Raw genomic sequence first — 12,804 nt, forward strand, 5'->3', positions numbered from 1 at the left:
GCTTTATTCTGCTGACTTGCCCATAGCAGCTTCTTTCATACGGGCTGTAGTTTCCTTACCCAGATAGCTTTCAATACGTCCTTCTATGAAGTAGATCACAGGCGTCAGTAATATGGCAACGGTGAATTTGTAAATGTAGTTCACCACACACACTGCCAGTACCAGCTGCCAGCTCCAGTTATTCCCCAGCTTAAAGGCAATGAACAGTACGATAAAACTATCTACCAGCTGAGATATCACTGTTGATCCAGTTGCCCTTAGCCATACATGCTTTTCACCGGTAGCACGTTTGATGCGATGGAAAACTGTTACGTCTATCAACTGGCTTACCAGGAAGGCCGTGATACTACCAATGATGATCCACATACCCTGGCCGAAAATACCGCCGAAAGCCTGCTGCATATTGGGAATGCCTTTGTCCACATTCGAACCGATCCAGAAATCAGCCGGAGGTACTGACAAGGATACGTAAAACATAACGAACGCATAACTGATCAGCGCTACTGCAATGTAGGAGATCCGTTTTACTGCTTTGGGTCCGTAATACTCATTGACAATGTCAGTCATTACGAACTCCAGGGGCCATAATAATACGCCACAGGTAAGGTTGAAGGATAGTCCGCTTTGACCAAACACCGTGAAGGTATGTACGGGTAACCCGAACAGTTTCTCCAGCGAAAAGATCTTCCCGCCGATGCATTCTGCGATCAGCGCATTAGCTACGAAAAAGCTGCAAAAGAAGATGAAAAGTTTAGTTGGTCTGTCTTTTAGGATGTTCTGTATCATTAGAAAAGGAAATAAAATTGCACGATCAAAATTATAGCATTCACAATAAATACGTAGGGAGGAAGCGCTGCCCAGGCTATTTTACGCCTGTACAACATAATAGCGGCCACGAACAATACCAGCAGGTTCAGCGGAAAAGAAACTACAATGCCCATCAGCAGGATATATTTCAGTAACTCTGAAAAATGCCCCTTGTAATCAATATAATAAGATGCCTCTGCTAACAGGAAACAGATGTTGCAGATAAAGGCCACCTTTAAAAAGAATCGTAACCGCCCCATTATTGAAATTTCGGATAAATTACAGTTATTTTGCTTTCCCTGTGTGGAATTACATAAAAAAGGAAACTAATTCATGGAAATAGCAATATCAATAGTCATTTGTTCATATAACAGAGAAGCCTATATCATCGAGGCCATCGATAGTCTGTATAAACAGGATATTGATAAACAACGCTATGAAGTGATCGTCGTAGATAATAATAGTAAAGATAATACCGCTGCAAAGGTAAAAGCGTACATCGCTGAACACCCTGATATGCAGTTGTATTATTACCTGGAGACCCGTCAGGGGGCGTCTTATGCACGTAATACCGGCGCTGAAAAGTCACGCGGAGCCCTGATCTGCTGCATGGACGATGATGCTGTCGCCATGCCGGGATATTTGCAGAATATCATCACCTTCTTCGAACAACATCCGGATGCTACCGGCCTGGGAGGCCGCATCATTCCCCGCTATATCCCATCGGAACCGAAATGGATGTCTCATTATGTATCCTCACTGGTGGGCAACTTCGACTACAGTCCGGTAGCCAAACCATTCGAGAATGGACGCTATCCATTGGAATCCAATATGATAGTACGCCGTAATGACTTCTTTGCCGTAGGCGGATTTAATACCAGTTTACCAGGGGTGAAAGGCACATTGCGCGTAGGTGGTGAAGGCAAGGAATTCTTTTATAAGCTGATCGAAAGAGGCGGAGTCATTTACTACGATCCGTCTGCGGTTGTACACCACGTGGTGGAAGTGAAAAAACTTACGTCTGAATATATGTACCGCGTTGCGTCTGGTATCGGCCGTGGAGAGAAAGTGCGGATGGCGACCGAAGGAGGTATGGCTGTTCACAAAAAAAGCCTTGAATACCTGTTTAAACTGGGCGCATCTGTTGTGATAGGCGCATACTACTTATTGCAGGGAAAACCAGCAAAGTCATGGCCCGTAATACAGTTCAGGATCGATGTGTTGAAAGGGTATTGGGAGCCAGTGCACAGGCAGGAAGCGTGACCGGGAATACAGAGTACAGAATACAGAGTACACGTTACAATAACGCATTTAACAAAACATAATCGGCTCCGTTAGGAGCCGCGTTGTTTGTAGCCCGGGGTGATAGCTCCGGGGACGTGTTTGTAGACCGTGATGCAATCCGTGATATACGGTAACCTGGCATTACAACACCTTGTAGAAATGCGGTTTATTCCGCACAATCGTTGGCGTCAGCATCCAGAGACGGAAGACATTCTTTGTAAGCCCCCATACCTGCGGCATATATCTGAAAGGATTACGTCCCTTGAACAGGTTCTCTATAATACTACCAAAGAAGAATACCGGTATAGCGAAAGTATAGTTAAGCAACAGGATAAAATACCACATCACGCCGAACTGCTTACGTACCCTTACATGATTAGACAGCATCAGTTGTAGCCCTTTCCTGTCATACAATCCATAATATCCTTTCTCATCTGAACCGAATGCATCACCCGTGGTTTCTCCTTGCAGGTGTATGATATTGATATCTCCAAAAATAGCCAGCGGCCCCAGTTTACGCAGACGGCTGCACCATTCCACCTCTTCCGCATACAGGAAGAAATCTTCGTCCATATAACCTGCTTTCTCAAGAGAAGCACGTTTCACCATCAGGAAAGCGCCGCTGATCCAGTCTACATGATGTTCCGTACTGGCCTCCTGTACATTAGGCACCTTGGTTTTCAGCTGATAACCTATCCAACGGATTACCTTTCCCCAGTAAGGCAGTGGCAGCAGGTGATTCAATCCTCCTTTCATAAAGTAGTTGCCAGAGATCTGCAGACTACGGTCTGCATTCAGTTGCTGTACACCACAGGCTACCAGTTCGCTTTTGGCGAATTGCTGTACGCAACGGTCCAATGCATGATCGAGGATGAGTGTATCAGGATTGAGCAGTAACAGGTAATCGCCCTTCGCGGCACGTAAACCCATGTTGTTGGCCCGGGAGAACCCTGCATTGTAGCCCATCTGCAGGAACTGCACAAAAGGGAAGGCATATGTGATCAGTTGCTCGCTGTTATCACCGGAAGCATTGTCTACTACAATCACCTCATAGCTGATAGCGGTTGTCTCTGCCACAATAGTGCTGATACAATCCAGAATGAGGCGGCTGCTCTTATAATTCACAATGATGACAGACAAATCCATATGCAGGGCGAAAATAAAGTAAACCCCCAAAGATAAAAAATATGCGGCAATATTATATGAAAGGTCTCGGTAATCTAAAAATATAAATATCTTAGTGTGTTAAACAGACTTGTGTTATATGGGCGTTGTAAGGACTAAGAGCCTCGTTTCTGCGATTTATACTTATTTTGGATTCATGCTGGGTGCGATCAATATCTACCTGATGACCAAATACTTGACGCCCGCAGAAAATGGCCTTACCCGTACCCTACTCGAGATCTCTACCCTGATGACTAGTGTGGCCTGTCTGGGTATTCCGACCCTGGTGGCCCGGTACTATCCCTACTACAAGGTACTTCCGCAAAAAAAGATGGATCTGCTCACCCTCGCATTTACATTGGCAGGCATAGGAATATTGATTGTATTTGCGGGTACGTATTTTCTGGAGCCTTTGATTATCCGCAAGTTCTCTGGAAAATCTCCCTTATTGGTAGCGTATTTTTATGTCAGTTTTCCTCTTGTCTTTTTCTCCCTGGGCTTTCAGATCCTGGAAGTGCATGCATGGAATCAGCATAAGACCATTCTTTCAAACTTCATGAAAGAAGTCGTATTCCGTGTGTTTCATACTATTTTAGTGCTGGCCTTCATCTTTGGCCTGATCCGCTTCCATGCTTTCATGAACATCTTCGGATTGACATATGCCGTAACATTCTGCGGATTACTTTTTTACTTCTGGCATAAGAAACAATTGCCACTGGGCAGACTTCCCAGCCAGGTCACCAAAGATCTTGGCAAGCAGATGTTACGTTTCACGGCTTTTATCTTCGCCAGCAATGTAATCACGATCATCAGCCTGACCATCGATTCTATCCTGATCTCAAGTTTCAAGGGACTTGAATTCGCTGCCGTATTTACACTGGCTACTTATATCTGTACTGTAATAGATGTACCCCAGAGAAGCATGATCAGCATAGGAGTGCCGGTCATTGCCCAATCCTGGAAGGATAATGATATGGCCAACATTGCCAACGTATACACGAAGTCCTCCATTAACCTGCTGATCTTTTCTTCCTTTATATTCTCTGTTATCTGGCTGAACCTGGATGATGCTTTTGAGTTCCTGAAATTGCCTCCGATCTATCATGAGGGGAAACCACTGGTACTGATATTAGGTATTACGAAGATCATCGAATTGGGTACCGGCCTAAACTCACAGGTGATATCAACTTCGCCGCGCTGGCGTTTTGAATTACAGTCGCACCTTATACTGCTGGCCTTAACACTGCCGCTGAACTATTACTTTGTAAAAACTTATGGTATTATGGGAGCTGGTTGGGCACAGCTGATCTCCCTGACGATCTATAATGGGATCCGCTATCTTTTCCTTTTGAAGAACTACAATATGCAGCCGTTTACCAGGCAAACGCTGTATTCCATTATACTGACGCTGTCTCTTTACTTTATTGTCAGTCGGCTGATCAATATATCCATTCCTATTATAAATATGGCAGTGCGTACGTTGATATTTGCAGCCATCTACGGATTTGTGGTGATCAGACTAAACCTCTCAGAAGACATCACCATACTGTATAAAAAGGGTATCTCCCTTGTTACCAGCAGGATGGGACGACCATAATTACTTATACTTCCCAAGCAATCTGTTCTTCAGCATCTTAAAAATGTTCTGATAAGAGATCCTGCTTTCAGTATAGATTACCTCCCGGCGTACAATCAGCTGTTTGATCATATCAAGGTACCAGTCCTGGTGCTTGTTGACAATATAGTCTACCAGTTCCACCACATTCGGACGGGTATCGTTACGGTAAGTCGACTTCTTTGTCTGCCTGTAGAAAAGCAGTCTCTCGGGGATCACTTCTATCTTCCATCCCTGACGGGTCACGCGTATATAAAACTCCCAATCCTCATATCCCAGTTTCATGGCTTCATCAAAGCCTCCGATGTCTTCCCAGCATTCTCTTCTGTATATCGCGCACGCTGGACATTGATTGCCGAACAGGAAATTAACATCTGTACCACCCCGAGGTTTGGATACCAGCTTTTCTGCACCGAACAACTGAATGTAGGAGGTCACCACTCCTATTTCCTTTTTGGCATCCAGTATGGCCATCGCTTTCTTAAAAAAGGTATCGCCGAAATAGTCGTCTGAATCCAGTGCAGCAATGATCTTTCCTTTTGCATGCCTGATGCCATGGTTCCTTGCGGAGGCCATTCTGCCGTTCTCTTTGTGCAGTACCTGCACATCCGGGGCTACCACTTCATCCAGTACTTTTAAAGTAGCAGCGTCGGTAGAACCATCATTCACAACAATGATCTCATAATTAGGATAATCCTGCCTGCGGATAGAAGCAATCGCTTCATGCAGGAAGGCGCCATCATTATAACACGGAATTACGACAGAGATCAGCTCATTCAACATTATGGATCAGATTATTTTTTTAAAAGTGATGTTAGATAACAAAGAAACATGCCAGTTTTTGAAATAACGCCTTTCTTCCATAAAGAAGCCGGCAGTTTTGACTGGCAGGCAGCCATACGATAAAGCTCCCGATGTACCGGGAAACCCTTTGCCAGCGTGGTCAACTCTTCGCCGGTACGAATGTCATATCTGCGTAACAGTCGCCAGAAGTAATCATAATATAACCACTTTCTCAAAACGCCAGGACGCAGCTTATCGAGCAACTGGATGTGCTCCTTTACGTCCACTTCCTTATTGTCTTCACATTCCTGCGTTACCTGGTAAGCATGAATACCAATTTTGACGAGCGGTTCATTCACACATATGATGGCGGGATTACGGTAAAGTTCATGGATATAACCATCAATATCCACCATCCATTTCATCCGGTTATCATACATGAATTTATTTCTGAACAGCGTCACACTGGGTGTGGAGATTGGTTTTACTACCATCACATATTCCGGTTCCCGGCGCACGCGGTCCAGGTTTTCGATCTTCATGGGAAGTAGCCATTCTTTCCCGTCGTCGTACACCAATAGCGCTCTTGCGTATGCAAAATCGCTTCCGGGGGCAGCTTCCAGCGCATCGTGCAGCTTTTGCAATGCATCAGGTGTGGCCAGCCAGTCGTCATGATGGATAAGTTTAATGTATTTCCCTTTTGCCTGGCGGATGGCTTCGTTCCAGTTTTCCGGAGTGCCCAGGGAGGGGACGTTATGTTTATAACGGATGGGAAGTATGTCTTTGTAACTGTCTACCAGACGTTCCACTTCGTCGCCAGGACTATCATCTGTTACAATCACTTCTATATCGGTAAACGTCTGCTGCCGGATACTGTCCAGGCAGCGTTTTAGCATTTCGGGTTGCCTGTATGCCGGTATACATATTGAAACTGCAGGACTAGTCATGAATCTTTTCTCTTTTTCCGGTTTACTCTATTCTGCCACTCCCGGCATAATATCTTGCCCAATAAGTCTCGTTCAGATCACTGATTGTCACTCCGAGGCTCGTTGAAGCGTGCACAAATTTATTATTATTCAGGTATACACCCACATGAGAGATTGATTTTCCATCAGTTTTGAAAAAAACCAGGTCTCCTTCCCTCATTTCTGATTTACTCAATTTTCGGGCCTTTTCATATAATTGTCCTGAGCTGCCTGAACTGTTTAGCCGGAATACCGCTACCAGCAGGTTATTTGTAAAGCCGGAACAATCTACACCGTTCCTGGTCTTGCCACCGTATAAATAAGGAGTGCCCCACCATTCTTCAATAAATGCAAACAGGTTGGTATTCAGGACTGTCTCTACACGAACATCCAGCAATTGGGCATATTTGAATTGCCAGAGCGGGGCGTTTTCTATCAGCGGACTTGAAGCTGTGAATTTCAGTGTGCTTTTGCTTTTGGCTGTATAGTTATTCCCGTTTATAGATAATCCATCCAGGAATTCCACTCCGCCACGACTACTGCTGCTTGTTCTTTTGGCTGTTCCCTGTTTTGAGGAAGAGCAGGCAGCCAGTCCCAACACGCAAACCATAGCCATTATCCCTGAAATACTTTTTTTACCGATCATAAGCGCCCGTTGGTTAAATCGGGGCTAATTTACTAATAATATTTATAATAAATGTTTTTAACATGTTCAGTAATAATGATTACAGTGTTGGCGTTGCTGCCTGTTTGCTATAAATTTTTCAGGGCCGGCAAGGATACTTTTGTTCCATGCCGGCCCTGAAAAGACATTATAAGATCTTTTATTAAAGCGCTACCTGCTCGCCTTAGTGATAGTCGTTATTGTTTAGACGATTCCATTCAAACCTGTCGCTTGTCAGCATTGTAATCTGCGAAGTTACACAGCAAATAGTGCGCAAAAACGGTGTTAACGACAACAGGCATACGAAATGTAATAACGACGATGGCCTGGCCGGAAGATGGTATATCTTTCAGCCAGGCCATTGTGTTAAAACGTCTGCTTTATTAACGACGGGCAGCACCACCAACGGTGGCATCAGCCGGGATCATTTCGCCATAATAGTAATAGCTCTGGTCAACGCGATTCCATTCAAAGCGTGTTCCATTCAGCACTTTGATTACACACTCGAAATCTATACCGCCATTGGGTGTTACAGTAAGATGCGTAGCATCGCTGTTCAGGCGCCATGTACCACGTACAATTGAACCGTCTTTATAAGTCTCAACGGTAGTTCCGTCAGCTTTGTACTCAACTGTCAGCTGGTCCAGTACAGTATAGGTATTGTTAGGTTTACCAATACGCCATACGAGATCAGCAGATGCCAGCGGGAAGTTATAGAAATAGGTTTCATACTTCCATTTCTTGCTGGTCAGCAACTGTGCAACTGTCTGGGTCTTGTCTGACTCAGGGAAACGTTTCATCATTACACCGTAAGTAGTGCCATTCACCACTTCCCACTCGAACTGGTTAGCGGTCAGTACACGGATGTCGGATGTAAAGGTGCTGGTGCTGTTCACCACGATCTGCGTTTCATTGTTGGTGAAATGCCAGGTACCTTTCAGTGAATCTCCTTTTTCAGTGATTTCCCAGTAAGAACCATCTTTATTGAACTTTACCTTGTTCAGGTGAAGGTCCAGTGTGTTTGCAGAACGGTTGGTTTTCCATACCAGTGTGGAACCGGAGGTCTGGAAATTCTTGTAGTACTCATAATACCTCCAGATCGTATCTGTCAGTATCTTTCCTTTTTCGCTTAAAACAATTGTATCAACGGGATCTGGTTTCGGAGTTTCGTCCTTTTCGCATGATGAAGATGTGAGGGCCAAAAGGGCAACAACACATAGGGATAGAAGGGAAAATGCTTTTTTCATATAGCAAATATAAAGAATGTACTCAATATTAAATTGAGTAGTGTGCATAAATTTTCATAACCTTTTATTCATATTCTGGCAGAAGAGTCGGAATTTTGCTGAATGATCTTTTCCCACTTACACGTTCATACACAGTATTCTCTGCTGGATGGTGCAGCAGATATCAAGTCATTGTACAAGAAAGCTATGGCCAGCAATCAGCCGGCCCTGGCCATCACGGACCATGGTAACATGTTCGGTGTATTCCAGTTTGTGGCTGAAGCTTATAACAACAAGCTGAATCCTGAAGATCCGAAGGATAAAAGGCTCAAGGTAAAACCTATCGTTGGTTGCGAGTTCTACGTTGTGGAAAACCGCTTCAAACGCGCCTTTACCCGTGAGGAAAAAGATATCCGTAATCACCAGGTACTCCTGGCGAAAAATGATGAAGGTTACCGTAACCTGATTAAATTGTGCTCACTCGGATATATGGAAGGGCTGTACGGTAAATACCCCCGTATCGATAAAGAACTGATCCTCCAGTATCATAAAGGACTTATTGCCACTACCTGTTGTCTCGGTGCTTCTGTACCCAGGGCTATCCTGAAAAAAGGAGAAGAAGCGGGTGAAGAGGAATTCAAATGGTGGCTGGACATTTTCGGTGAAGACTACTATGTTGAGTTACAACGGCATGGTATTCCTGAACAGGAGAAAGTGAATGAATCCCTGATCAAGTTTGCCGCCAAACATAATGTAAAGATCATTGCGTCCAACGACTCCCACTACGTGGACCAGGCAGACGCAAACGCACACGACATCCTTCTCTGTATCAACACGGGCGAGAAAAAGAGCACTCCTACCATGAAGGATTTCTCTGATGATGACGTGTCTATGAAGAACAAACGTTTCGCTTTCTATAACGACCAGTTCTATTTCAAGACAACCGAAGAGATGAGCACACTCTTCCATGATCTGCCACAGGCGATAGACAATACCAATGAGATCGTGGATAAGGTGGAACTGCTGGACCTGAAGCGGGATATCCTCCTGCCCAACTTCCCTATTCCGGCTCCTTTTATTACGCAGGACCAGTACCTGCGTCACCTGACTATGGAGGGCGCGCGGCAAAAATATGCGGAGGTTACTGCAGAGGTAGAAGAGCGTCTGAACTTTGAACTGCAGGTAATTGAGAACATGGGATTTGCGGGTTACTTCCTTATCGTATCCGACTTTATCAAGGCCGGACGTGACCTGGGAGTATTTATAGGCCCGGGCCGTGGATCTGCTGCCGGTTCTGCAGTGGCATACTGTATAGGTATCACGAATATTGACCCGATCAAGTATAACCTTCTGTTTGAGCGTTTCCTGAACCCGGAACGTAAGAGCATGCCCGATATTGATACGGACTTCGATGATGAAGGCCGTCAGAAAGTGATTGACTATGTGGTACAGAAATATGGTAAGAACCAGGTAGCCCAGATCATTACCTACGGTACCATGGCCGCCAAGATGAGTATCAAGGACGTGGCCCGTGTAATGGACCTGCCACTGGCAGAATCCAACATGCTGGCTAAAATGGTGCCTGATAAGCCGGGTATCCAGCTCGACCGTATCTTCAACGCTCCAATCGACGAAGGGGAAAAGAGTCTGGCTGAAAAAGAAGGCCTGGGACCGGAGGACCTGGAAAACGTAAGGCGACTCCGTGAACTGATCAAAGGACAGGACCTGCAGGGCGAAGTACTGAGAGAGGCCTGCGTACTGGAGGGGTCTGTACGTAACACGGGTATCCACGCGGCTGGTATCATCATTGCCCCGAAAGACCTGTATGATCTGATCCCGGTATCGACGGCGAAGGACTCCGACCTGCTGGTGACCCAGTTTGAAGGTAGTATCATTGAGAGCGCCGGTGTAATCAAGATGGACTTCCTGGGTCTGAAGACCCTCACCATCATCAAAGGCGCCCTGGAACTGATCAAGGCCAACCACGGGATAGATATCAGTATCGACGATATTCCGCTGGATGACGCCAAAACATATGAACTGTACCAGAAGGGCGAAACCAACGCCACGTTCCAGTTCGAGTCTGCCGGTATGCAGAAATACCTCCGCGAGCTGAAACCTGACCGTTTCGACGATCTCATTGCGATGAACGCCCTGTACCGTCCGGGACCACTGGAGTACATTCCTTTGTTCATCCGCCGTAAACACGGACTGGAAGAAACGGTATACGACCTGCCGGAAATGGAAGAATACCTGAATGATACCTATGGTATTACGGTATACCAGGAGCAGGTAATGCTACTGAGCCAGAAGCTGGCCAACTTCTCCAAAGGGGATGCGGACGTACTCCGTAAAGCCATGGGTAAGAAGCAGAAGGCGGTACTGGACAAAATGAAGAAACAATTCATGGAGGGTTGTGCTGCCAACGGGCATGACCTGAAAGTCTGCGATAAAGTATGGACCGACTGGGAGGCATTTGCGTCTTACGCGTTCAACAAATCCCACTCTACCTGTTATGCCTTCGTGGCTTATCAGACGGCTTACCTGAAAGCACACTATCCGGCAGAGTATATGGCGGCTGTACTGAACAACGCCAGCAACATTGAAAAGATCACCTTCTTCATGGAAGAGGCAAAACGTATGGGAATAGACGTATTGCCGCCGGATGTGAACGAGTCTTTCAAAGGTTTCGCGGTGAACAAACAGGGCCAGATCCGTTTCGGCCTGGCCGGTCTGAAAGGTGTGGGTGAAGCTGCGGTGGAAAATATCCTGGAAGAGAGAAGAAAAGAAGGTGCATATAAGAACATCTTTGAGATGATCAGACGTGTGAACCAGCGTGCGGTGAACAAGAAATCGCTGGAGGCCCTGGCCATGTCGGGCGCCTTTGATTGTTTCCCTGAACTGCATCGCGCCCAGTACTTCCATAAGCCTGAAAATGATACCACTACCGGCCTGGATAAGATCGTAAAGTTCGGTCAGCAGGTATCTGCCGGCGTAGCTACCGCCATGGGTAGTCTGTTTGGGGAAGAATCGATGCCCGATATCGAACCGCCTAAGATCCCGCCTTGCGATCCATGGCCACTCATCCTGAAACTGAACAATGAACGGGAGGTGACCGGTATCTATATCTCCGGGCATCCACTGGACGATTATCGTTTTGAGAGCCGGTACTACAATATGAACACTGTGCAGGAACTGGTTGAATATCAGGCAGATCTGACCACACCCGGCAATGCGCGTGCAGGCCGGGAACGTAACTTCAGACTGGCTGTCTATGTGACGGGGGCACAGGAAAGAATATCCAGAAACAACCGCCAGTTTGGCATAATGACGATAGAGGATTACTCCGGTAAGTTCGAATTTGCCCTGTGGAGTGAGGACTTCATCCGTTTTGCACCTTACCTCAAAACGGGGTTATGTCTCTTTATTAATGGCGGCTTTAAAGCCAAGCGATTCAATGATGCCGAATATGAGTTTAAGGTGAATGGAATACAGTTATTACAGGAAGTGAAGAAGACGCATACGAAGAAGGTGACGCTGGTAACTATGCCTAAATTCATCACGCGGGAGCTGGTAGACTTCCTGGTAGACAATATTGCCAAGTATCCCGGCGCCAGTGAGCTCTTCCTGCAACTCATTGACCGTGATGATCAGATGACGGTGAAGCTGCACACTTTCAATAAACATATAGAGATGAATGATGAACTGGCGCACTTCTTGTCCAAACAGCCTGATGTCGATGTGTATATAGATACAATCAATAAGTAAGGGTGCTAAAATGATCTAATTTGCATGGTCAAACGGCGCCTTTTAAAAACAAAATACCGGCTGTCAAAAAAGCAGTAACTTGCATCCGGTTCGAAAATTGAATGTATATATTTGCATTTATAAATTTATTCAGGAACTTTGATTTATAATAATTTCATAAACTTTAAATATCATGGCATTAGAATTCACAGATTCGAACTTCCAGACGGAAGTACTGAGCTCCGATAAATTGAGCGTGATTGATTTCTGGGCAGAGTGGTGTGGTCCTTGTCGCGCTATCGGTCCAGTTATCGAAGAGCTCTCTAAAGACTATGCGGGCAAGGTTAACGTGGGTAAAGTAAACGTAGATCAGAACCCTCAGTTGTCAATCAACTACGGTATCACCAGCATTCCTGCTATCCTGTTCATTAAAGATGGTCAGGTAGTTGACAAACAGGTAGGTGCTGCTCCAAGATCTGTTCTGGAAAAGAAGATTCAGGCTAACCTCTAATAGGTTCAGACATCATAAAAAGAAGCCGGCTCGTCTCA

General features: G+C 45.6%; 11 protein-coding genes. 4 read left to right on the top strand and 7 right to left on the bottom strand.

The annotated features are described in order from the left end of the window. Positions 1–3: 3 nt before the first annotated feature. The gene (locus BLR32_RS09385; protein WP_089830945.1) at positions 4–786 is read right to left on the bottom strand and encodes a queuosine precursor transporter; all 783 of its coding nucleotides are present in this window, start codon (positions 784–786) and stop codon (positions 4–6) included. Further along, positions 786–1,067 carry a hypothetical protein gene (locus BLR32_RS09390; RefSeq protein ID WP_089830948.1) on the bottom strand — a complete coding sequence of 94 codons (282 nt, stop codon included), beginning with the start codon at positions 1,065–1,067 and terminating at the stop codon, positions 786–788. The genes BLR32_RS09385 and BLR32_RS09390 overlap by 1 nt, the downstream gene beginning before the upstream one ends. 73 nt (positions 1,068–1,140) lie before the next feature. Here BLR32_RS09390 and BLR32_RS09395 point away from each other — a divergent pair, with 73 nt between their 5' ends. Continuing rightward, positions 1,141–2,070 carry a glycosyltransferase family 2 protein gene (locus BLR32_RS09395; RefSeq protein ID WP_089830950.1) on the top strand — a complete coding sequence of 310 codons (930 nt, stop codon included), beginning with the start codon at positions 1,141–1,143 and terminating at the stop codon, positions 2,068–2,070. 162 nt (positions 2,071–2,232) lie between these two features. Here BLR32_RS09395 and BLR32_RS09400 read toward each other — a convergent pair whose 3' ends face one another. After that, entirely contained in the window at positions 2,233–3,237 is a 1,005-nt protein-coding gene (locus BLR32_RS09400; RefSeq protein WP_089830952.1) for a glycosyltransferase family 2 protein, read from the bottom strand. Positions 3,238–3,355: 118 nt separating this feature from the next. Here BLR32_RS09400 and BLR32_RS09405 point away from each other — a divergent pair, with 118 nt between their 5' ends. Further along, positions 3,356–4,852 (top strand): oligosaccharide flippase family protein, encoded by a 1,497-nt coding sequence (locus BLR32_RS09405; protein ID WP_089830954.1) that lies wholly within the window; start codon positions 3,356–3,358, stop codon positions 4,850–4,852. On the opposite strand, the gene BLR32_RS09410 is transcribed toward BLR32_RS09405, so the two are convergent. The 4 genes from BLR32_RS09410 to BLR32_RS09425 all read right to left on the bottom strand — a co-directional run bounded on the left by BLR32_RS09410 (position 4,853) and on the right by BLR32_RS09425 (position 8,529). Continuing rightward, positions 4,853–5,653: a glycosyltransferase family 2 protein gene (locus BLR32_RS09410; protein WP_089830956.1), complete on the bottom strand. Its 801-nt coding sequence runs from the start codon at positions 5,651–5,653 to the stop codon at positions 4,853–4,855. 11 nt (positions 5,654–5,664) lie between these two features. Next, positions 5,665–6,600, bottom strand: coding sequence for a glycosyltransferase family 2 protein (locus BLR32_RS09415; RefSeq protein ID WP_089830958.1), 936 nt, complete (start codon positions 6,598–6,600; stop codon positions 5,665–5,667). 22 nt (positions 6,601–6,622) lie between these two features. Beyond that, positions 6,623–7,264, bottom strand: a complete 642-nt coding sequence (locus BLR32_RS09420; protein WP_089830960.1) for a C40 family peptidase — start codon at positions 7,262–7,264, stop codon at positions 6,623–6,625. A 401-nt stretch (positions 7,265–7,665) separates the two neighbouring features. Further along, positions 7,666–8,529: a hypothetical protein gene (locus BLR32_RS09425; protein WP_089830961.1), complete on the bottom strand. Its 864-nt coding sequence runs from the start codon at positions 8,527–8,529 to the stop codon at positions 7,666–7,668. 102 nt (positions 8,530–8,631) lie between these two features. Between BLR32_RS09425 and dnaE the strand changes: the two genes are divergently transcribed. Then, positions 8,632–12,276, top strand: coding sequence for a DNA polymerase III subunit alpha (gene dnaE, locus BLR32_RS09430; RefSeq protein WP_089830963.1), 3,645 nt, complete (start codon positions 8,632–8,634; stop codon positions 12,274–12,276). A gap of 172 nt (positions 12,277–12,448) precedes the next feature. Continuing rightward, positions 12,449–12,766, top strand: a complete 318-nt coding sequence (gene trxA, locus BLR32_RS09435) for a thioredoxin (RefSeq protein ID WP_089830965.1) — start codon at positions 12,449–12,451, stop codon at positions 12,764–12,766. The last annotated feature ends 38 nt before the right edge of the window (positions 12,767–12,804 follow it).

It is taken from the genome of Chitinophaga filiformis, from assembly GCF_900102545.1.
GTDB lineage: Bacteria > Bacteroidota > Bacteroidia > Chitinophagales > Chitinophagaceae > Chitinophaga > Chitinophaga filiformis.